At 72.8% G+C, this 19,975-nt stretch carries 18 protein-coding genes; 6 read left to right on the top strand and 12 right to left on the bottom strand.

Features of this window, described 5'->3' with window-relative positions:
• Positions 1 to 16 precede the first annotated feature (16 nt).
• The 8 genes from AW27_RS26100 to AW27_RS26065 form a co-directional block, all read right to left on the bottom strand.
• On the bottom strand, positions 17 to 1,078 hold the full coding sequence (locus AW27_RS26100) for an aminotransferase class V-fold PLP-dependent enzyme (RefSeq protein WP_037930167.1): 1,062 nt from the start codon (positions 1,076 to 1,078) through the stop codon (positions 17 to 19).
• Between the two features lie 70 nt (positions 1,079 to 1,148).
• Entirely contained in the window at positions 1,149 to 1,853 is a 705-nt protein-coding gene (locus AW27_RS26095; protein ID WP_037930164.1) for a DsbA family oxidoreductase, read from the bottom strand.
• A gap of 139 nt (positions 1,854 to 1,992) precedes the next feature.
• A complete protein-coding gene (locus tag AW27_RS26090) occupies positions 1,993 to 2,469 on the bottom strand; it encodes a GNAT family N-acetyltransferase (RefSeq protein ID WP_037930162.1) in 477 nt (158 codons plus the stop codon).
• 64 nt (positions 2,470 to 2,533) lie between these two features.
• Positions 2,534 to 3,982 carry a peptidoglycan D,D-transpeptidase FtsI family protein gene (locus AW27_RS26085; protein WP_037930159.1) on the bottom strand — a complete coding sequence of 483 codons (1,449 nt, stop codon included), beginning with the start codon at positions 3,980 to 3,982 and terminating at the stop codon, positions 2,534 to 2,536.
• Between the two features lie 62 nt (positions 3,983 to 4,044).
• Complete coding sequence (locus AW27_RS26080) at positions 4,045 to 4,728, bottom strand: response regulator (protein ID WP_370466566.1); 684 nt, start codon at positions 4,726 to 4,728, stop codon at positions 4,045 to 4,047.
• Positions 4,725 to 6,017 carry a sensor histidine kinase gene (locus AW27_RS26075; protein ID WP_052031357.1) on the bottom strand — a complete coding sequence of 431 codons (1,293 nt, stop codon included), beginning with the start codon at positions 6,015 to 6,017 and terminating at the stop codon, positions 4,725 to 4,727. The genes AW27_RS26080 and AW27_RS26075 overlap by 4 nt, the downstream gene beginning before the upstream one ends.
• Positions 6,017 to 6,916: a hypothetical protein gene (locus tag AW27_RS26070; RefSeq protein WP_201773422.1), complete on the bottom strand. Its 900-nt coding sequence runs from the start codon at positions 6,914 to 6,916 to the stop codon at positions 6,017 to 6,019. Before AW27_RS26070 ends, AW27_RS26075 begins: the two co-directional genes overlap by 1 nt.
• Positions 6,917 to 7,143: 227 nt before the next feature.
• Positions 7,144 to 7,926 carry an IclR family transcriptional regulator gene (locus AW27_RS26065; protein WP_037930153.1) on the bottom strand — a complete coding sequence of 261 codons (783 nt, stop codon included), beginning with the start codon at positions 7,924 to 7,926 and terminating at the stop codon, positions 7,144 to 7,146.
• Between the two features lie 137 nt (positions 7,927 to 8,063).
• On the opposite strand from AW27_RS26065, the gene AW27_RS26060 reads away from it, so the two are divergent.
• From AW27_RS26060 to AW27_RS26050, 3 genes are all read left to right on the top strand, one after another.
• Positions 8,064 to 9,587, top strand: coding sequence for an aldehyde dehydrogenase (NADP(+)) (locus AW27_RS26060; RefSeq protein ID WP_037930150.1), 1,524 nt, complete (start codon positions 8,064 to 8,066; stop codon positions 9,585 to 9,587).
• A 116-nt stretch (positions 9,588 to 9,703) separates the two neighbouring features.
• Positions 9,704 to 10,939: a TerD family protein gene (locus tag AW27_RS26055; protein ID WP_172671434.1), complete on the top strand. Its 1,236-nt coding sequence runs from the start codon at positions 9,704 to 9,706 to the stop codon at positions 10,937 to 10,939.
• A gap of 102 nt (positions 10,940 to 11,041) precedes the next feature.
• On the top strand, positions 11,042 to 11,218 hold the full coding sequence (locus AW27_RS26050) for a hypothetical protein (protein ID WP_172671433.1): 177 nt from the start codon (positions 11,042 to 11,044) through the stop codon (positions 11,216 to 11,218).
• A 25-nt stretch (positions 11,219 to 11,243) separates the two neighbouring features.
• Here AW27_RS26050 and AW27_RS26045 read toward each other — a convergent pair whose 3' ends face one another.
• Together AW27_RS26045 and AW27_RS26040 are read right to left on the bottom strand one after the other, a co-directional pair.
• Positions 11,244 to 12,683, bottom strand: coding sequence for an alkaline phosphatase PhoX (locus AW27_RS26045; RefSeq protein ID WP_037930144.1), 1,440 nt, complete (start codon positions 12,681 to 12,683; stop codon positions 11,244 to 11,246).
• Between the two features lie 248 nt (positions 12,684 to 12,931).
• Positions 12,932 to 14,425 carry a hypothetical protein gene (locus AW27_RS26040; RefSeq protein WP_037930141.1) on the bottom strand — a complete coding sequence of 498 codons (1,494 nt, stop codon included), beginning with the start codon at positions 14,423 to 14,425 and terminating at the stop codon, positions 12,932 to 12,934.
• A gap of 377 nt (positions 14,426 to 14,802) precedes the next feature.
• Here AW27_RS26040 and AW27_RS26035 point away from each other — a divergent pair, with 377 nt between their 5' ends.
• The 3 genes from AW27_RS26035 to AW27_RS26025 all read left to right on the top strand — a co-directional run bounded on the left by AW27_RS26035 (position 14,803) and on the right by AW27_RS26025 (position 17,601).
• Positions 14,803 to 16,644, top strand: coding sequence for an endonuclease/exonuclease/phosphatase family protein (locus AW27_RS26035; protein ID WP_037930138.1), 1,842 nt, complete (start codon positions 14,803 to 14,805; stop codon positions 16,642 to 16,644).
• A gap of 65 nt (positions 16,645 to 16,709) precedes the next feature.
• A complete protein-coding gene (locus AW27_RS26030; protein ID WP_037930135.1) occupies positions 16,710 to 17,195 on the top strand; it encodes a GNAT family N-acetyltransferase in 486 nt (161 codons plus the stop codon).
• A 151-nt stretch (positions 17,196 to 17,346) separates the two neighbouring features.
• Entirely contained in the window at positions 17,347 to 17,601 is a 255-nt protein-coding gene (locus AW27_RS26025) for a hypothetical protein (protein ID WP_037930132.1), read from the top strand.
• Between the two features lie 135 nt (positions 17,602 to 17,736).
• On the opposite strand, the gene dapD is transcribed toward AW27_RS26025, so the two are convergent.
• Positions 17,737 to 18,717 carry a 2,3,4,5-tetrahydropyridine-2,6-dicarboxylate N-succinyltransferase gene (gene dapD / locus AW27_RS26020; protein ID WP_037930129.1) on the bottom strand — a complete coding sequence of 327 codons (981 nt, stop codon included), beginning with the start codon at positions 18,715 to 18,717 and terminating at the stop codon, positions 17,737 to 17,739.
• A gap of 9 nt (positions 18,718 to 18,726) precedes the next feature.
• Positions 18,727 to 19,956, bottom strand: a complete 1,230-nt coding sequence (locus tag AW27_RS26015) for an MFS transporter (protein WP_078557179.1) — start codon at positions 19,954 to 19,956, stop codon at positions 18,727 to 18,729.
• Between the last annotated feature and the right edge of the window lie 19 nt (positions 19,957 to 19,975).

The raw sequence follows: 19,975 nt of genomic DNA, 5'->3' as shown, positions 1-19,975 counted from the left end.
TGCGGCCCCCGCGGCGTCAGGAGGCGGAGAGCACGTCCAGGAGCCGGTCCACGTCGGCCTCCGTGTTGTACAGGTGGAACGAGGCCCGCAGCAGGCCCGCGCGGGCCGAGGTGAGGACGCCGGCCGCCTGCAGCACGGGCTGTCGGCCGGCGAGGCCCGGGACGGAGACGATGGCGGCGTCGCCCGGCACGGGCTCGTGGCCGAGGCGCGCGAGTCCGGCGCGGTAGCGGGCGGCCAGGGCGGTGTCGTGGGCGTGCACGGCCTCGATGCCGATCCGCTCGATCAGGGCCAGCGAGACCTCCGCCGCATGGTAGGCGAGGAAGGCCGGAGACTCGTCGAACCGCCGCGCGGAGTCGGCCGGTTTCGGCATCGGGCCGTAGACGGCGTCCCACATCGACTCCGCCGCCACCCACCCCGCATGCAGCGGCGTCAGAGCGTCCTGGGCCTCCCGCGACACGGTCAGGAAGGAGGCTCCGCGGACGCTGAGCAGCCACTTGAAGCCGACGGTGACCGTGTAGTCGTACGGCGAGGCGTCGAAGGGGAGCCAGCCCGCCGCCTGGGACGCGTCCACGAGCATCCGGGCCCCGTGCGCCGCCGACGCCGCGCGCACCGCCGCGAGGTCGGCCCGGCGCCCGTCCGCGGACTGTACGGCGCTCAGTGCGACCAGCGCGGTGTCCGGGCCGACGGCCTCGGCGAGCGACTCCAGCGGCGCGAAACGCACCTTGAGGTCGTCCCGCACGACAAACGGGTTGATCACAGAGGCGAAGTCGTCCTCCGGACAGAGCACTTCGGCGCCGGAGGGGAGCGAGGCCGCGACGAGCCCGACATGGGTGGAGACGGCCGAGCCGACGGCCACCCGGTCGGTGTCCACCCCGACCAGGCGGGCGAAGGAGGCACGGGCCCGGTTGACCCGGTCGAAGTCGCCGAATCCGGCGGGGATCCCGGCCCCCGCCGCCTCGGACAGTTCTTTCACCGCCGCGACGGCGGCACGCGGGACGACGCCGCAGGCGGCGGAGTTGAGGTAGGTGGTGGTGTGGGCGAACTCGGCACGGGTCGCTTCGGCGATCGAAAGATCCATGCCGTCAACTCTGCGCCAGGAGCGAACCAAAGTCCATTGCCGAGTTTTGCGCACCCACTCCAAGCATTGCTTATACCTGTGGGACCGCGCACGCCTCGTCGGGCCCACAGGCCGCAGCCTCCGCCGGCGCCTCCACCTCACGCCCGGCCCACGCCTGCTCAAGGGCCCGGGTGAACACCTCGGCCGGCTGCCCTCCGGAGATCCCGTAGCGGCGGTCGAGGACGAAGAACGGCACCGCGTTCGCACCCAGCTCGGCGGCCTCGCGCTCGTCGGCGCGGACCTCGGCGGCATAGGCGGAACCGTCCGCGAGGACGGCGCGGACCTCGGCCTCGTCCAGGCCGGCCTCGACCGCGAGCGCGATCAGCACCTCGGAGTCGAAGACGGAGCGCTCCTCGGCGAAGTTGGCCCGGTAGGCGAGGTCGAGCAGCGCCTCCTGCCGGCCGCGCGCGCCGGCCAGGTGCAGCAGCCGGTGGATGTCGAAGGTGTTGCCGTGGTCACGCCCTTCCGTCCGGTACGCCAACCCCTCGGCGCGGGCGCTCGCGGCGACATGCTCCTCCATGCCGCGCGCCTCGTCGAGGGTGCGGCCGTACTTCTCGGCGAGCATCTCCACGACGGGGGAGGTCACACCCTTGGGGCTGCCCGGGTCGAGCTCGAAGGACCGGAAGACGACCTCCACCTCGTCGCGGTGCGCGAACCCGGCCAGCCCCCTGGCGAAACGGGCCTTGCCGATGTAGCACCAGGGGCAGGCGATGTCGCTCCAGATCTCGACGCGCATGATCCTTCTTCTCTCCGGGGTCGATGAGGGGACGGTTTGCTGTTCAACCATCAGTGGTGTGAACCATCCGCCTTCGCGCCCCATTCCCCGGACACGCGGCGGGCGGCGAGCGGTGGGCGGTGGGCGGGCCCCCTCGGCCTCAGGCGACGTCCAGCCAGAGGGTGCGGTGGCTGCCCGACGGGGTGGCGGCAGGATCGGGCAGCCAGCCCTGGGCGGCGTAGAAGGCCTGGGCCCGCTGGTTGTGCTCGTAGACCTCCAGGCGCACCCGGCGGACCCCGGCGCGGCGCCAGACCTGCACGCAGGCTTCGTGGAGGGCCGCCCCTGTGCCCCGGCGCCAGCGGACCGGGTCGACGTGGAGCTGGGTGAGCGTGGCCTCGCCGTCCTGCGTGCGGAAGGCGGCGACCCCGGTGAGCTCGCCGTCCTCCTCGGCGCACAGCACGCCGCCCTCGGCGGCGTCGCGGGCGACGGCCAGGGTCCAGCCCTCACGGGTCCGGGCCAACTCGGCCTCGCCCGCGTAGGCCTCTTCAGGTATGTGGCCCTGGTAGTAGGTGGCCCGGGCCCTGGTGTGGAGGGCGGCGATGGCGTCGAGGTCGGCGGGGAGCGCATTCCTGATCATGAAGACAGATACGCGCCGGGAACCACGTCGGTTCCCGGCGCGTCGGGCGCGCACCAGCGCACACCTACTTCTTCAGCCAGGCCTGCATCATCTTCTGCGCGATCGGCGCGGCCAGCTTGCCGCCGCCGATCTCGGAGCGGTCGGTGTCGGAGTTCTCGATCACCACGGCCACCGCGATCTGCTTGCCACCGGCCTTGCCGTACGAGGTGAACCAGGCCAGCGGCGCGAGGCTGTTGTTCACGCCGCGCTGCGCGGTGCCGGTCTTGCCGCCCACCTCGGCGCCGGGCACCTGGGCCGGCTTGCCGCCGCCCTCGGTGGCGACCGTGCGCATGGCGTCCCGGACCATCGAGGCCGTCCGCTCCTTCATGACCTGCCGGGACTCCGGGTCCTTGAAGCTTTCCAGCACGTTGCCGTTGGCGTCGGTGACCTCGGAGACCATGTGCGGGGCGACGAGCTTGCCGCCGTTCTCGATCGCGGCCGTGACCATCGCCATCTGCAGCGGGGTGGCCTGGACGTCGAACTGGCCGATTCCGGTCTGCGCGACCTGGTCGACCGACATCTTCTGCGTCGGATACCTGCTCGGTGGGTTGGTGCGGACCGGTGTGTCGATCTGCGCGTTGAAGCCGAGCTTCTCGGCGGTCGCGAGCATCTTGTCCTGACCGAGCTTGAAGGCGAGCTCGGCGAACACGTTGTTGCAGGACAGCCGCAGGGCGGTGCGCACCGAGACGTTGTTGCAGGCCGCGGAGCCCGCCTCGCTGGGCAGCAGGGTGCGGGTGCCGGGGATCGTGTAGGGGTCGGGAATGCCGGTCTGCCGGTCGATGTCGGTGACCAGGCCGTTCTCGATCGCCGCGGTGAGCGTGACGAGCTTGAAGGTGGAGCCGGGCGCCTGGGGCTTGCGGAGCGCGACGTTCTCCATGGCCTTGCCCTTGTCCGCGGAGAGCGCGTCCCAGGCCTTCTGGTCGTTGGCGCCGGCGATGCTGCCGGGGTCGAAGGAGGGGTTGTTCACGACGGCGAGGATCTCGCCGGTGGCGGGGTCGATGGCCGCGGCAGCGCCCTGCTTGCCCTGCAGCGCGTCATAGGCGGCCTTCTGCACGTCCTTGTCGATCGTGGTGAGGACGTTGCCCGGGTCGGCCCGCTTGTTGGTGAGCGTGTCCATCACGGTCTTCAGCCGGCTGTCGGAACCGTTGAGGACGTTCTTGTAGACGCCCTCCAGCATGCTGGTGCCGAAGGCCTGGGAGCTGTAGCCGGTGACGGGCGCGTACAGGGGGCCGTCGACATAGGTCCGCTTGTAGCCGAAGTCCTTGCCCCCGGTCTTCTCCGAGCCGGTGATCGCCTCCCCGCCCACGATGATGTTGCCCAGCGGGTTCTCGAACTGCCCGATGAGGTTCCTGCGGTTGTGCTTGTCGTCTGCGAGGGCCTGGCCTTGGTACGCCTGCACCCAGGTGACGCGGACCAGCAGGGCCAGCACCAGGAGCAGACAGAAGACCGACGCACGCCTGATCGTCTTGTTCATCCCCCGAAAGGACGTCCCGGCGGCCTCGGGCGTTCCGCTCTGCCCCGATTGTGGCGGACTTCTCAGGCTTTCCTCATGATGAATCCTCCTTCGTAGGCCGCGATGACCGCCTGGGTGCGGTCACGGGAGCCGGTCTTGGTGAGCACCGACGCGACGTGGGTCTTGACCGTCTGCGGCCCCACTCCGAGGCGCTCGCTCATCTCGTGGTTGGACAGCCCCGTGGCCATCAGGCGCAGGACGTCGGCCTCGCGGCCGGTCAGCGTGGCGATCCAGGGAGCGGCGGCGGGGACGGCAGCCGCCGCGTGGGCGGCCGCGAGGGACCGTACGGCGGCCGGGAAGAGCAGCGAGTCCCCGCGGGCGACGAGCCGGACCGCCCCGATCAGTTCGTCGGGGTCGGCCCGCTTGAGGAGGAAGCCGACTGCTCCGGCACGCAGCGCGTCGTAGACGTGGGCGTCGTTCTCGAAGGTGGTGACGACCACGATCCTGGGTGGTTCGGGCATGGTGGAGAGGATCTGTTGGGTGGCCCGGATTCCGTCGATCTCGGGCATCCGCACGTCCATCAGCACCACGTCGGGGGCGAGTGACCGCACGAGCGGGACGGCCTCGGCACCGGTGGCGGCCTCGCCGACGACCTCGAAATCGGCTTCGGCCTCAAGGATGACCCGCAGGGCGGTGCGGACCATCCGCTCATCGTCGCACAGCACGATGCGCAGGGGCGGCCGGACCGCAGGGGCGGCCGCGGTCACCGGTCCGCTCCGGCCAGCGGGAGGACCGCGCGCAGCCGCCACCGGGACTGGTACGGGCCCGCCTCGATGCTGCCGCCGAGCAGTGCGGCCCGCTCCGCGCAGCCGCGCAGCCCGCGGCCCCCGCCGGTACGGGGCTCCCTGCCCTCGGGTGCGGCGGGCGGGTTGGTCATGGTGATCTCCAGTTCTCGTCGTTCGGTGTCCTGGCCGGCCCGGACCAGGATCCGCAGATCCACCGGGCCGGCGCCGTGGCGCAGTGCGTTGCTGAGGCCTTCCTGCACGATCCGGTAGGCCTCGCGCGAGGTGATCTCCGGGAGCCGCGCCCAGTCCCCCGCGGGACCGGGGTCCTGGTGCGCGCTGACGCCGGTGCCCGCGGCACGAGTGCGGTCCAGCAGCCCGTCCAGGTCGGCGGCGAGGGTGGGGGCGCGGCCCGGCGGCCCCTCCGGTCCGGCCGGTTCCCCTTCGCGCAGCAGGCCCAGGACGGCGTCCAGTTCCCCCACCGTCCGCCGGGTGGTGTCCTCGATCGCGGCGAGCGCTTCCCGTACGAAGGCGGGGTCGCGCTCCAGCATCCGCCGGGCGGCGGCCGCCTGGAGAGTGACGGCGCTGAGGGCGTGCCCCACGGCGTCGTGCAGCTCCCGGGCCAGCCGGTTGCGCACGGCCAGGTCGGCGGCACGGTCCTCGGCCGCGGCGAGCCGGTCCGCGGCGGTGGGCCCGAGCAGTACGGGTGCCAGCTTGGCCAGCAGCTCCCCGGCGGCGGCCGCGCACAGGGTGAGCGCGGCCAGCAGGCCGATCCCGACAAGGGGAGCCGCGTACGTCTCGACGCCCGTGCCGAACCACCCGAACCCCAGACGGGCTTCGCGCAGGCCGCTCACGAACGGCAGCACGAGCAGCACCACCGCCAGGGGAGGCACGGCCAGCGTCATGCCGCTGACGAGCGCCCCGACCCCCAGGTGCAGGGTCCACCACGCGGACGCGCGCCCCCGCGCGGCCCAGGACCGCGCCGGCCCTTCGGCCAGCCGCTCCCCCGGCACCTGGCACATGGCCCGGACAGCACTCACCGACAGCGGCCGGACCAGGCCGTACACCCCCGTGACGGCGGCCAGGGGCAGAGCCGCGGCGTAGGCCGCGAGGGACAGCGGCAGGGAGGACAGGGCGTTGGCTCCGTCGGCCGCCATACCGACCCCCACGGTGGCCAGGAGGAAGTAGGGCATCAGCAGGGCTCCGCCGAGGATCTGGTGGACCCATCGCAGCCGGGCCGGCGCGCCCAGCAGCCGGCTCAGGCCGCCGCGCATCAATGCTCGCGTCGGGATATGAGGAACCGGGTGAGGACGGCGGTGGCGAGCGATCCCGTGACCATCTGGCCAGCGTAGATCAACTGCTCGGCGGTGGAGGGGCCTTCACCGCCGTCGACCTGCGGCCCCCATGAGACGGCCAGTGTGAAGACCCCCCACGCCAGGGTCGCGGCGGCACCGACCCAGGCGAGCCCGAGCGGCCACCGCGCCCGAAGGGCTCCGCCGCGGGCCAGGAGCAGCGCCCCCGCTCCTGCGGCGAGCGCGCACATCGCGTGGGCCAGGGACACGACGGCGCTCTCCGCCGTATGGGCCTCGGCCCGCTCGGCACTCAGCCCTGCGGTGCCGCCTGCGGCCCAGTAGAGGAACAGCGCCGTCAGAGCCAGGGCACCGGAGGTCGCGGCTGCCGCCACCACCCCCGTGAGTCGCGGCAGCCGCTCTCCCACCACGCCCTGCCACCGCCGGCCCCAACGCTTGCGCGCATAGGGCACGAACAGCGCGGCCAGGGTGAGTCCTTGGACGGTGAATCCCGTGTACACGACGGTGAAGACCCAGGAGTCCAGGAAGGGCTCCCGCGCGGCCGCCGCTTCGGGGCCGGATCCGAAGCCCAGGGCGCGTACGAGCAACTGCCCCGGGAAAGCCAGGAGGATCGGGGTCAGCAGGCCGGTGGCGGCGAACGCCGGAAGGGTCAGCATCCAGCCGGGGGTTCTCAGCCCCCAGGGTCTGGTGAGCACCAGGACGAGCGGGATCACGCACGCGTCCATGGCCAGGGTGACGGCATTGGCCGCCGTGAGGAACGGACCGGGCTGCAACAGCGCGCTGCCGTCCGGTATCCCGATCCGGCTGCCGGACAGCCAGGCGACCTTGAGCGCCAGATACGGCACCAGGGCCACCAGGGCCACTGCCGTGACGATGCGCCTCCTCCCGGTCGCGGGAACAGGTGCGGAGGACTCTGGTGCCTGCCTCGTGTGAACGGCTCGTGCGGTCATGCCCCAACAGTCCCGTGCGCGGCGGCCCGCCGCCTCCCCCTCAGTGGGGAACCGCCTCCCCCACGCGGGGGAGGCGGCGGGCGGCGCAGCGGCGCACGCACCGTCACGCGCACCCGGCCCACCCCGCGGCCCGCGCGCCGTCACATGCGGCGCGTCACCACCGACAGCCGGTCGCGCGCCTCGAACAGCGCCGCCTTGATGACCTGCTCGTGCCCCGGCGTCAGCCGGGCCACCGGCACCGAGCAGCTCACCGCGTCCCGGGCCGGCGTCCGGTACGGCACGGCCACCCCGAAACACCGCAGCCCGAGCGTGTTCTCCTCCCGGTCCAGCGCGTACCCCTGCTCGCGTACCAGCTCCAGCTCCTCGATGAGCTGCTCGCGGTCGGTGACGGTGTGCTCGGTCACCGCCTCCAGCCGCCGCGGCAGCAGCGCCCGCACCTCCGCGTCCGAGTGCGTGGCGAGCAGCGCCTTGCCGAGCGCCGTCGAGTGCACGGGCAGCCGCCGCCCGACCCGGGTGAAGGGCCGCAGGTAGTGCTGGGACTGGCGGGTGGCGAGGTAGACCACGCTCGTCCCGTCGAGCCGGGCCAGGTGGATGGTCTCTGTCGTGTCGTCGGAGAGCCGATCCAGGGTGGGCCGGGCGGCGGCGACCACCTCGTCGCCGTCGATGTACGAACTGCCGACCAGCAGGGCCCGCACCCCTATGCCGTACCGCGTGCCCGTCGCGTCCGTCTCCACCCAGCCGAGGTTCACCAGGGTTCGCAGCAGCATGTAGAGGCTGGACTTGGGCAGGGCGAGGTCGTTCTGGATGTCGGCCAGGCTGTGCAGGCCGGGGCTGGCCGCGAAGTGCTCCAGCAGCAGGACGGTCCGGACCGCCGATTTGACCGGTGCCGCCTGGGCGGGGATCCCCGACTCGGTCGTCGTCATGCAGCTGCTTCCCCTCTGGTCGCCTCGGGTCGCCCCTTGTCACGCGGAGGACCCGGAAATAGAGTCCCCAACAGATGTGATCATTCATCCACCGGAACCGCGTTCAGAATACTGAACGACCCAGGAGGCAGTGGGCCATGGCAGCGACACCAGTTTGGAGTGTGGACCCCCGCACCGGGAAGCAGCGCGAGCAGGTTGCGGTGGAGGCCACATCCCGCGAAGTGGACGAAGCCGTGCGAGCCGCCCACGCCGCCCGCGGCGCGCTCGCGGACGCCGCCGCCCGCGCCGCCTTCCTGCGCACCGCCGCCGCCCTGCTCGACGAGGCCGCCGCCCACGTCATCGAGGCCGCCGACGCCGAGACCGCGCTCGGCCCGGGTCGGCTGACCGGCGAGCTGTCCCGCACCACCGGCCAGCTGCGCGCCTTCGCCGACGCCGTCGAGGAGGGGACCTACCTCGACATCCGGATCGACCACGCGGATCCCTCCCGCACTCCGCCGCGCCCCGACCTGCGCCGCTACAAGGTCCCGCTCGGCGTGGTGGCCGTCTATGCCGCCTCCAACTTCCCGCTCGCCTTCTCCGTCCCCGGCGGCGACACTGCGAGCGCACTGGCCGCCGGCTGCCCGGTCGTGGTCAAGGCGCACCCCGACCACCCCGCCACCTCCGAGCTGTGCGCCTCGCTGCTGCGCCGGGCGGCCGTCGCGAACGGGCTCCCGCCCGAAGTGGTGGGCGTGGTCCACGGATTCGACGCGGGCCTGGAGCTGATCCGTCACCCGCTGGTCGCCGCCGCCGGCTTCACCGGTTCCATCCGGGGCGGCAGGGCCCTGTTCGACGCGGCCGCCGCCCGGCCCGTACCGATCCCCTTCCACGGCGAACTGGGCTCCCTCAACCCCGTCGTGGTCACCCCGGCGGCCGCCGCCGAGCGCGCCGAGGAGATCGGCGCAGGGCTCGCTGGCTCGGTCACCCTCGGGGTCGGCCAGTTCTGCGTGAAGCCCGGCCTGGTCCTGGTGCCCGACGGCACGGACGGCGACCGGATCACCGGCGAGCTCACCAAGGCCCTCGGCGAGACCGAACCCGGGGTGCTGCTCGACCACCGGATGCGGGAGAACTTCGTCACCGGGGTGCGCGAGCGGGCCGCGCTGCCCGGCGTCGACGCCCCCGTCACCCCCGGGGCCGGCGGCGAGCACACCGTGGGAGCGGGATATCTGACGGTACGGGCGGAGGAGCTCCTCGCGGGCGACCGGCACGACGTCCTCCTCGAGGAGTGCTTCGGCCCGGTCACCGTCGTCGTCCGGTACGCCGGCCAGGCCGAGGCAAGCGCGGTCCTGGAGCGCCTCGGCGGAAACCTGAGCGCCACCCTCCAGCTGTCGGCCGCCGAGACCGAGGGCGCCCCCGGCCCGGCCGCCGAGTTGATCGGGCAGGTGACGGGGCTGGCGGGGCGGATCGTGGTCAACGGCTGGCCGACCGGGGTCGCGGTGGCCCCGGCCCAGCACCACGGCGGGCCGTACCCGGCCGCGACCTCGCATTCCACCTCGGTGGGCGGCACGGCGATCGAGCGCTGGCTGCGGCCGGTGGCCTACCAGTCCGTCCCGGATGCTCTTCTTCCGGCCGAGCTCCGCGAGGCCAATCCGCTGGGCCTGCCGCGCCGGGTGACCGGCGGCTGAGCAGCACACCCGCCGCGCCGCCGGGCGCCGGGGCGCGGCGCGACCGCCCCGGCGCCCGGCGGCGAAATATCGCCAAGGTAAGGGAACGGCAAAGCATCCCCGCTCGTTCTCCCGGCATGACCGCTATGACCCCTGGATCCAATCTGCCGCTCAACGCCGCCCGCGTGACGGTCGACGTGGCTGCGCCGGTGCGGCTCGACGTGTCCGCCCTGCTCCTCACGGCGGACGGCAAGGTGCGCTCCGACGCCGACTTCATCTTCTTCAACCAGCCCTCCGGGCCCGGCGTCACCTACCGGTCCGGTGGGGGCGCGGCACCGGACTCGGTCACCGTCGACACCTCCGCGGTGCCGCAGGGCATCGAGCGGATCGTGGTCACGGCCAGTCCCGACGCCGCCGGGCAGACCTTCCAGGGCATCGAGCCCACCGCCACCGTGCGCAATGCCGACGGCGGCACGGTGATCGCCTCGTTCACCCCGCCGCAGCTGGCCACCGAGACCGCGCTCGTCGTCGTCGAGATCTACCAGCGCGGCGGCGCCTGGAAGGTCCGCGCGGTCGGCCAGGGGTACGCCAACGGCCTGGCCGGCATCGCCACCGACTTCGGGGTCAGCGTGGACGAGGAGCCGGCTCCGGCGGCCGCCCCGCCCGCACCCGCGATGCCCCCCGCCCCGCCCGCCGGCCACCAGCCCTCCCCCTGGCTCACCGCCGGCGTCGGCACCCCCGCCCCGGTCACCCCCGCCCCGGCGCCCGCGCCCCCGGCCGCCCCGCCCGCCACCGGGAAGATCAACCTGGACAAGGGCCGGGTCAGTCTCCAGAAGAACCAGACCGTCTCCCTGGTCAAGGGCGGCCGACCGCTGCTCTCCCAGGTGAAGATGGGCCTGGGCTGGGAGCCCGCCTTCCGCGGCCGGGACATCGACCTCGACGCGTCCGTCATCGCGTACGGCCCGCAGCGCAACCACATCGACAGCTGCTACTTCGGCAAGCTGTCCATCCTGAACGGCGCCATCAAGCACTCGGGGGACAACCTCACGGGTGAGGGCGCGGGCGACGACGAGGTCATCGTCGTGGACCTCGGCCGGCTCCCCGCCGACGCCACCGGCCTGGTCTTCACGGTCAACTCCTTCTCCGGCCAGAAGTTCACCGAAGTGGCCAAGGCCTACTGCCGCCTGATCGACGCGGCCAGCGGCGAGGAGCTGGTGCGCTTCGACCTCACCGGCGCCGAGCCGCAGACGGGCGTGATGATGGCGAAGCTGATCCGTCAGTTCTCCGGCGAGTGGGAGATGACGGCCATGGGCGAATTTGTGAAGTCGCGCACAGTGCGCGGCATGGTCAAGCCCGCCGCGCAGGCACTCTGAGCAGGTGGGCGGGCACAGGCCGCCACCGGACGGGTTCGCGGGTGATGGATGCCACGCGTTGTCCGTCAGTGGCTGTCAGTGCCCGCCCGTAGCCTAGGAAGCATGCACGAGTCACTCACACCCGCGGGGCCCGCCCGCCCGTCCGCCGCCGAGGCGAACGAGGCGATACGGCACCTCGTGGAGACCAGGGTGGACGGCGACTGGCCCTCCGAGGCGTACGAGTTCCTGCTCGCCGAGTGGGCCGAGGCCTCCCGTATGGAGGTCTCCCCGGCCCACTGAGCCCGCGATCCGGCCGGGCGGAGCGTCAGTGTGCGCGCCGCCACGGCCCGGTGATGGCCAGCATGATGCCGGGCTCCTGGATGTTGGCGTACAGGGTGCGTCCGTCGGGTGAGAAGCACACCCCGGTGAACTCGGAGTACTCGGGCTCCTCGGCCGAGCCGATGTTCAGCTCGTTGCGCGCCAGCGGGTAGGTGCGGCCCGATTCGGTCGCGCCGAACAGGTGTTGCAGCCCCGAGCCGTCCTCCGCGATGACCAGCCCGCCGTACGGCGACACGGTGATGTTGTCCGGGCCGTCATAGCCGCCGTCCGCGGCCGGGTCGGCGTTGACCCCGATGAGGACGGTCAGCCGGACCGTGCGCCGCTTGGGGTCGTAGAACCAGACCTGGCCGTCGTGCGCGGCGCCCGGGCTCTCCTCACGGGCGTAGGAGGAGACGAAGTACGCGCCTCCGTCGGCCCACCACATGCCCTCCAGCTTGCGTCCGCGTGTCACCACGTTGTCGGCGAACTGCCGCCGCACCGGCACCGTGCGCGCGTCGCGGTCCGGCACGTCCACCCAGTCCACGCCGTAGACGGTGCCGATCCGCGTGGCGCGCGAGAAGTCGTCGACGAACCGGCCCGAGCTGTCGATGCACTTGGCGGCCTGGAGCACACCGGCGTCGGGGGCGAGCGTACGGAGCCTGCCGCGGCCGTGCCGGAAGCCGTAGGGCGGGGTCCAGCGGTAGAGCAGCCCGTTGGGCCCGGAGGCGTCCTCGGTCAGGTAGGCGTGGCCCTGGCGCGGGTCGATGACCACGGCCTCGTGGTCGTAGCGGCCGAAGGCCTTGACGGGCCGGGGATCGCGGTTGGCGCGGCGGTCGTGCGGGTCCACCTCGAAGACGTAGCCGTGGTCCTTGGTCATGCCGTTCTTGCCGGCGAGGTCCGAGTTCTCCTCACAGGTCAGCCAGGTGCCCCAAGGCGTTGCGCCGCCCGCGCAGTTGGTCGACGTACCGGCGATGCCGACCCACTCGGCGACCTCGCCGCCGCGCCGGACCTCGACCACGGTGCATCCGCCTGCCGCGGCCGGGTCGTAGACAAGGCCCTCGGCGAGCGGGACGGGGCGGGCCCAGTTCTCCCGCCGACCCTTGAGCTCGTGGTTGTTGACGAGGAGGGTGACGCCCCGCCCGCCCTCGAAGGCCGCGGTCCCGTCGTGGTTGGACGGGGTGGTCTCACCGGACTCCAGCCGGGTGACGCCGCTGTGCGTGATCACGCGGTACCGGAAGCCTGCGGGGAGGGCGAGGATGCCGGCCGGGTCGGGGACCAGCGGGCCGTAGCCGGGCTCACAGGGCCGCCCGTGCTGATCGTGGTGCGCGCCGTCCTCGGCCGCGAGCGCGCCCGGTGCGGTGGCGAGGGCGCCGACGGTCCCGGTGAGCGCGACTCCCGCGCCGGCGATGACGGTACGGGCGGTGAAGTCTCTGCGGCTGAGCGGCATCAGGTCTCCAGGGGTGGGGAGTGGTGCGCCTGTCGTGCGGTCGTCGGCGCACACGCTCCCGCCCGCACGTGAACGGCGGCTGAATTACCCACGAAGAGATACCGGCCCCTTGCCCGTCGACGGAATGGCCAGCTCCGGCCCAGGAACGGCGCATTGTCGCCAGCGCTCGGCGAGGGCCCCCGGACCCGGCCACGACCGGACCCGGGTCGGCCCCCGGACCGGCCGCGGACCGGCCACGATCCGAGCTCTCAGGGCTTGCGGGAGCGCGCCTTGAACGCGGCCCTGCGGGCCTCCTTCGCGGTCTTCGGGTCCGGGTGTAGCCGGCCCATCGCCTCCAGGACCCGTACGGTCGAGGGGTGCTCGACGCGCCACACCCGGTCGAAGAAGCCCGTGTGATGTGCGGTCAGGGTCTCCATCAGAAGGGGTAGCTCCTCGGTCTCGCCGTCCGCTGCGAGCTGCGCCGCGATCGTGTCGACGGTCAGCCAGAACACCATCTCCGGGGCGGGCGCCGGTACGTCGGCCGCCCCGTGCTCCGCCAGCCAGACCCGGGCCAGACCGCCGAGCTCCGCCTCGTCCAGGACCGAGCGGACCACCGGCTCGGCCTCCGGGCCGGCCAGCGCGAGGGCCTGCTGGCAGCGCAGCCGGCGCAGCGGTCCGCCCTCGTCGTCCCCGCGTGCGGCGGCCAGCAGTTCGGCGACCGCGGCGGCGGGCTCGCGGTCCGCCATCCACTGCTCGATCTCGGCCTGCGCCGTGCGCTCGGGGTAGGAGGCGACGCCGTCGAGGAGTGCGTCGGCTCCCTTCGCGGCCAGTTCACCGAGGGCGGGGGCCGCCACTCCCGCCTCCAGCATCCGGGCGCGGATCCCGTAGAGGCCGAGCGGGGTCAGGCGGACCATGCCGTAGCGGGAGACGTCCTCGTCCCCCTCCGGCTCGCCGAGCGGCCCGTCCTCGTCGACCTGCGCCATCAGCTCCTCGTCGACGGGGCGGAATTCCACCAGTCCGATCGGTGCCAGCTGCCGGAACTGGTCGTCGAGGCGCATCATCGCGTCCGAGACCTGCTCCAGGACGGCGTCGCTCGGCTCGCCCATTCCGTCGGGCGCGACCATCGACGCGGCCAACACCGGAAGCGGAATTGGCCGGTCCGCCGTGCCGCCCTCTGCGGCGGTGAGCAGGTAGAGGTGGGCGAGGGCCTCGTCGAGGAAGTCCGCCTCGCGGCCCGGGTTCCAGTCCAGCCGGTCGAAGTCGATTCCCCCGTCCGTGTCCACCGCGTCGACCAGGTCCTCCAGGTCGGGCACGGCGGCGTCGGCGAGCACCGCCTCCAGAGCCGCCCGCCACAGGTCGAGCACGTCGCCGGGCGCCCCGCCCGTGACCAGCGCCAGGTCCTCGCCGGGCACGGCCGTGCCGTACGGGCCCTCGCCCGCCTCCCCCTCGGCGACCCCTTCACCGTCCGCGTCCTCCTCCGGCTCCGTCACGTCCACCAGGCCGGTGTCCACGGCCACCCGCCAGGCCTGGCTCGCGTCCCCGGCCGAGTCCTCGTCAGCCGCGTCGAGGCCGAGGTGGGCGGCGGCTCCGGGAAGCTGGTCGGCCGCCAGTTCGCCGGCGGCACCGACACGGGTGGCGGGCCCTGCCCAGCGGGCCAGTCGCACGGCTCGCGCGAACAGCGGGGCACCGAGGGCGTCGCGCGCCAGCTCCGCATCGGAGTGCAGCCGTACCGGCGGCAGTGTGGGGTGCGACTCAGCGGACATGGGAACGGTCTCCTCGCGGACGCGGTGGTGAAGGGCAGGCCGTGACGGTTCGGCCGGGCGGCCGAACCGTCATACGCGCCCGATTACCGGCGACATGGCCGACATGACGGGGCAGGGCGGGCATGGCGGATGTGGCGCAGATGACAGCCGTGGCCGTCGTACGGCGACCCAGCGTAGACGCATATCGGGCGTGCCCGGCGGGCCATCGCCGTTGGTTCATCCCACAGTCGGCCGCCGTCTCCCCTGGAGGGCTTGACAACTTTGCTGGCAACACAGGAAATTGACGCGCGTAGACGTTCGGGGGCTGACCAACCCCCCACAGATTTCGCTGTTCGCAGCCTCTTCCTGCCCTTCTCCCACACCGGAGTTTCCTGACCATGCGCTCCTCGCATCCCCGCTCCGCCGCCGTCGCGGCCCTCGTCGCCTCCGCGCTGGCCACCGGCCTGCTCGCGGGCTCCGCCGACGCGGCCGAGGGCGCGGCGTCCGCCGACCCGGTCCGCATCCACGACATCCAGGGCACCACCCGGATATCCCCGCTCAACGGCCAGCAGGTGGCCGGCGTCGAGGGCATCGTGACGGGCGTGCGGACCTACGGCTCGCGCGGTTTCTGGATCCAGGACCCCGACGCCGACGACAACGACGCGACGAGTGAGGGCATCTTCGTCTTCACCAGCTCCGTCCCGACCGTCGCCGTGGGCGACGCGGTGAAGGTCGACGGCACGGTCGGCGAGTACATCCCCGGCGGCGTGAGCTCCGGCAACCAGTCGGTGACCCAGATCTCCAAGCCGACGGTCACCGTGGTCTCCTCCGGCAACGCGTTGCCCGAGGCCACCGCGATCAACGAGTACACGGTGCCCGCCGAGTACACCCCGGCCGGCGACCCGGCCGCCGGCGGCAGCATCAACGGCCTGACGCTGGAGCCCTCGCGCTACGCCCTGGACTACTACGAGTCCCTTGAGGGCATGAACGTCAAGATCGGCACCTCGCGCGTCGTCGGCGCCACCGACCCGTACTCCGAGCTCTGGGTCACGGTCAAGGGCTGGGAGAACACCGCCAGGCGCGGCGGCACCATCTACGGCTCCTACGAATCCCAGAACACCGGGCGCCTGCAGATCCAGCAGCTCGCGCCGATCGCCGAGCAGCCCTTCCCCGTGGCCAACGTGGGCGACAAGCTGACCGGGACCACGCAAGGCCCGCTGGACTTCAACAAGTTCGGCGGCTACACGCTGGTGGCCCGCACCCTCGGTACCGTCAAGGCGGGCCCCATCGCCCCCGAGAAGACCAAGCCGCAGGCCCAGCAGGAGCTCGCGGTGGCCACCTACAACGTCGAGAACCTCGACCCGACGGACCCGCAGGAGAAGTTCGACGCGCTGGCGAAGGCCGTCGTCGAGAACCTGTCCTCCCCCGACATCCTCGCCCTGGAGGAGATCCAGGACGACAACGGCGCCAAGAACGACGGCACGGTCTCGGCCGAGCAGACGCTCACGAAGTTCACCGCTGCCATCGCGGCGGCGGGCGGCCCGTCCTACCAGTGGCGGAGCGTCGACCCCCAGGACAAGAAGGACGGCGGCGAGCCCGGCGGCAACATCCGCCAGGTGTTCCTCTTCAACCCGGCGCGGGTCTCCTTCACCGAGCGCGCCCCCGGCGACGCGGTGACGGCGACGGGCGTGGTCAAGGAGAACGGCAAGACCCACCTGACCCACTCCCCCGGCCGCGTCGACCCGGCGAACCCGGCGTGGGCCGACAGCCGCAAGCCGCTCGCCGGCGAGTTCGTCTTCCGCGGCAAGACGGTCTTCGTGATCGCCAACCACTTCGGTTCGAAGGGCGGCGACGAGAGCCTGACCTCGCACCACCAGCCGCCGCTGCGTTCCTCGGAGACCAAGCGGCTGCTCCAGGCGCAGGCCGTGAACGGCTTCGTGAAGCAGATCCTGGCAGAGGACAAGAACGCCAACGTCCTCGTCCTGGGCGACATCAACGACTTCGAGTTCTCCGCGACCACCGAGGCCCTGGCGGACGGCGGGGCGCTGTACCCGGCCATCAAGTCGCTGCCGAAGTCCGAGCGTTACTCGTACGTCTACCAGGGCAACGCGCAGGTGCTGGACCAGATCCTGACCAGCCCGGCCATCGAGAAGTTCACGTACGACAGCGTGCACATCAACGCCGAGTTCGCTGCCCAGAACAGCGACCACGACCCGCAGGTGCTGCGCTTCCGCCCGTAACCCGGACGGCAGGAGGGCCAGGGGCCCGGCCGCCGTCCCGGCCGGTCCCCTGCCACAATCCCGTCATGATCTTCCGTGTCGCCACCCGCCGTGACCTTCCGGCCGTACTCGCCCTGCTCGCCGACGAGGACCGGGTTCTCGACCCGGCCGCGACGGTGGTCAGCGAGGAGCACGAGCGGGCCTTCGCCGCGATCGAGTCGGACGCCCGCAACGAGATGCTGGTCCTCACGGACCGGGATGCGGATACGGCTGTGGATGCGGAGAGGGGCGAGGTGATCCTCGGCTGCCTGCAGCTGACGTACATACCGGGTCTGGGCCGGGGCGGTCGGGAGCGTGCCCTGGTGGAGGCCGTACGGGTCCGCGCGGACCGGCGGGGCGAAGGGTTGGGCGCGGAGCTGATGCGGCTGGCCGTCGAGCGGGCCCGCGGGCTCGGCTGCGGCCTGGTCCAGCTCACCAGCAGCAAGCGGCGCACGGCGGCCCACCGCTTCTACGAGCGGCTGGGCTTCGCGCGCAGCCACGAGGGGTTCAAGCTGCCGCTGGAACGGCCGTGACGGGCGGACCCCGGGCAAGATGGGGACTTTCGACCCTGGCGTGACGCTCGCCACATCCCTACCGAATCGACCGGTTGTGGTGTTGAGTGTCTGCACGCCCGATCTTGTCCCGGCCCGTCGCACGCGCCGCCCGCATCCCTGGAGGATCCTGGTGTTCCCCTCGATCGCCCTCGCCCAGGAAACCGGTCTCGCCGTCCTGTTCGCGGCAGCGCTCGTCTGGGTGGTCGGCCTGGGCCACACGCTGTGGGACAGCCGCATCCACCGGCCGGAGCCCGCCGCGGCCGAGGCACTGCCGATGATCCCGGCCCAGCGCACCTCGGCCACGCACCCGATGGAGTCGGTCCAGCTGACCGAGGCCGAGGAGCAGGCCTTCGCGGGCCTGATCCGCCGGATGCCCCTGCACTGAGCGCCTGCGGCACCCGGGCCGCACCCCGCGCGCCCCGCGCGCCGCACCGCCCGGCCCTGCCCACGCCAAGGCGCCCTCCCGGCGGGCCACGGCGGCTCGGGGAGGGCGCTGCGCGACGGGTACGGCCGCCGGTGATCAGTTGTGGCTGTGCAGGACCTCGTTCAGGCCGCCCCAGTTGGCCTTGTACGGGCGGGCCTCGACGGCACCGGTCACCGAGTTGCGGCGGAAGAGGATGTTGTCGGCGCCGGAGAGCTCCAGGGCCTTGACGACCTGGCCGTCCGGCAGGGTGACGCGGGTGCCGGCGGTGACGTAGAGGCCGGCCTCGACCACGCACTCGTTGCCGAGGGCGATGCCGATGCCCGCCTCGGCGCCGATCAGGGTGCGCTCGCCGATCGAGATGATCTGCTTGCCGCCGCCCGAGAGGGTGCCCATGGTGGAGGCGCCGCCGCCGATGTCGGAGCCGTCGCCGACGACGACGCCCGCGGAAATGCGGCCTTCGACCATGGAGGTGCCCAGGGTGCCGGCGTTGAAGTTGACGAAGCCCTCGTGCATGACGGTGGTGCCCTCGGCGAGGTGCGCGCCGAGCCGGACGCGGTCGGCGTCGGCGATGCGCACGCCCTTGGGGGCGACGTAGTCGGTCATCCGCGGGAACTTGTCGATCGAGGTGACCTGGAGGTGCAGGCCCTCGGCGCGGGCGTTGAGGCGGACGGTCTCGACCTGGTCGACGGCGACCGGGCCCAGAGAGGTCCAGGCGACGTTGGTCAGCAGGCCGAAGACGCCGTCGAGGTTCTGGCCGTGCGGCTTGACCAGGCGGTGGCTGAGCAGGTGCAGGCGCAGGTACGCGTCGTGCGCGTCCAGCGGCTTGTCCTCAAGGGAGGCGATCACCGTGCGGACGGCTACGACCTCGACGCCGCGGACCGCGTCCGTACGGATCGCCTTGGCCGCGGCGGCGCCGAGGTGCTCCACGGCCTGCTCGGCGGTGAGGCGCTCGGTGCCGGCCGGGCCGGGCTCGGCGACCAGCTCGGGGGCGGGGAACCAGGTGTCGAGGACGGTGCCGTCGGCGGTGATGGTGGCAAGTCCGGCGGCGACGGCGCCGGTGGTACGCGTAGCAGTCATGCCCGAAACCTAACCGGCGACGGCCTGAGGTTGCGAACCGGTCTCATGTGCCGGTCGGGCCTCGTGTCGCCGCGGACGGGCCCAGGCGTACAGCACCGCCGCGCCCGCCGCGCCCGCAAGCCCGGCGCACAGCGGCCACAGCAGCCCGGGCGCGGCCGAGTACAGCGCTCCGCCCAGCGGCGGGCCGATGACGACCCCGCTGACCGAGATCCCCGCGTACAGGCTCTGGAACCGTCCGACGGCGTGCTCGGGCGACTCGTCGGCGACGTACGCGGTGGCGGTCGTCTTGTAGAGGATCTCCCCGAGGCTCAGCAGGACCATCATCGCCACGGCGGTCGCGACGCCCGCGCCGAGCAGCAGTGCCGCGTACCCGGCGCCGACCAGCACCAGCCCGGCGGCGATCACCGGCAGCGCCGGCCGCTCGCGCAGGGCCGCGGCGGCGGGCAGCTCCAACAGGAGGATCACCCCGCCGTTGAGGGCGATCACGAGGCCGAAGGCGCGCGGGTCCAGGCCGTGGTCGGCGAGGAAGACGGGGAAGGTGGAGTACTGCTGGCGGTAGACGACGTCGGTCACCAGGATCGCGCCGAGCAGCACCAGCAGCGCGGGCCGGGAGCGCAGTTCGGCGACGAGTCCGCGGCCCCGACCCCCGTCCGGGGCCGCGGAGGTCCGGCGCCCGGCGCCGCGTGCCGGGACGACGCGGGCGGTCCACAGGGCGAAGAACAGGGTTCCGGCGCCGTCGGCGACGAAGAGCCAGTCGTAGGAGAGTCCGGTCGCGATCAGGGCGCCCAGCGGAGGCCCGAGGGTGAAGCCGCCGTTGGACGCGCAGCGCACGAGGGCGAAGGCCTGGCGGCGGCCCCCCTCCGGGACGACGACCGCGACGAGTGCGGAGTTGGCGGCCCGGATCACGCCGGAGGCGTACTGGGCCACCGGCATGGCCAGGAAGAGGAGCGGAGTGGGCAGCAGCGGGAAGGCCGCGAGGGCCAGTCCGCCGAGCGTGGCGGCGGCGAGGAGCACCCGGCGGTGGCCGAAGCGGTCCCCGTACCAGCCGCCGCTGAAGTTTCCCGCGACCAGACCGAGCCCGCTGATGCCGCTGACGAGGCCGGCCTGGGCGGCGTCGAGTCCCCGCGGGCCGGTCAGGTAGAGGAAGACGAAGACGAAGGTGAAGCTGACGACGGCGTTGACGAAGACCCCCGCGGCCAGCAGCCACACGACCCTCGGTATGTCCTTGAACCCCTGCAGCACACCCGTGTCCCCCCAC

Source organism: Streptomyces sp. PCS3-D2, assembly GCF_000612545.2.
Taxonomy (GTDB): domain Bacteria; phylum Actinomycetota; class Actinomycetes; order Streptomycetales; family Streptomycetaceae; genus Streptomyces.
The sequence above is the reverse complement of the archived record's forward strand: the minus strand, read 5'-3'. Positions and strand labels throughout refer to the sequence as shown.

Bases quoted from the DNA above. Each gene is read 5' to 3' on its own strand.
- AW27_RS26100 (WP_037930167.1), bottom strand. From the start codon at position 1,078: ATGGATCTTTCGATCGCCGAAGCGACCCGTGCCGAGTTCGCCCACACC.
- AW27_RS26095 (WP_037930164.1), bottom strand. From the start codon at position 1,853: ATGCGCGTCGAGATCTGGAGCGACATCGCCTGCCCCTGGTGCTACATC.
- AW27_RS26090 (WP_037930162.1), bottom strand. From the start codon at position 2,469: ATGATCAGGAATGCGCTCCCCGCCGACCTCGACGCCATCGCCGCCCTC.
- AW27_RS26085 (WP_037930159.1), bottom strand. From the start codon at position 3,982: ATGAACAAGACGATCAGGCGTGCGTCGGTCTTCTGTCTGCTCCTGGTG.
- AW27_RS26075 (WP_052031357.1), bottom strand. From the start codon at position 6,017: ATGCGCGGCGGCCTGAGCCGGCTGCTGGGCGCGCCGGCCCGGCTGCGA.
- AW27_RS26065 (WP_037930153.1), bottom strand. From the start codon at position 7,926: ATGACGACGACCGAGTCGGGGATCCCCGCCCAGGCGGCACCGGTCAAA.
- AW27_RS26060 (WP_037930150.1), top strand. From the start codon at position 8,064: ATGGCAGCGACACCAGTTTGGAGTGTGGACCCCCGCACCGGGAAGCAG.
- AW27_RS26055 (WP_172671434.1), top strand. From the start codon at position 9,704: ATGACCGCTATGACCCCTGGATCCAATCTGCCGCTCAACGCCGCCCGC.
- AW27_RS26050 (WP_172671433.1), top strand. From the start codon at position 11,042: ATGCACGAGTCACTCACACCCGCGGGGCCCGCCCGCCCGTCCGCCGCC.
- AW27_RS26045 (WP_037930144.1), bottom strand. From the start codon at position 12,683: ATGCCGCTCAGCCGCAGAGACTTCACCGCCCGTACCGTCATCGCCGGC.
- AW27_RS26040 (WP_037930141.1), bottom strand. From the start codon at position 14,425: ATGTCCGCTGAGTCGCACCCCACACTGCCGCCGGTACGGCTGCACTCC.
- AW27_RS26035 (WP_037930138.1), top strand. From the start codon at position 14,803: ATGCGCTCCTCGCATCCCCGCTCCGCCGCCGTCGCGGCCCTCGTCGCC.
- AW27_RS26030 (WP_037930135.1), top strand. From the start codon at position 16,710: ATGATCTTCCGTGTCGCCACCCGCCGTGACCTTCCGGCCGTACTCGCC.
- dapD (WP_037930129.1), bottom strand. From the start codon at position 18,717: ATGACTGCTACGCGTACCACCGGCGCCGTCGCCGCCGGACTTGCCACC.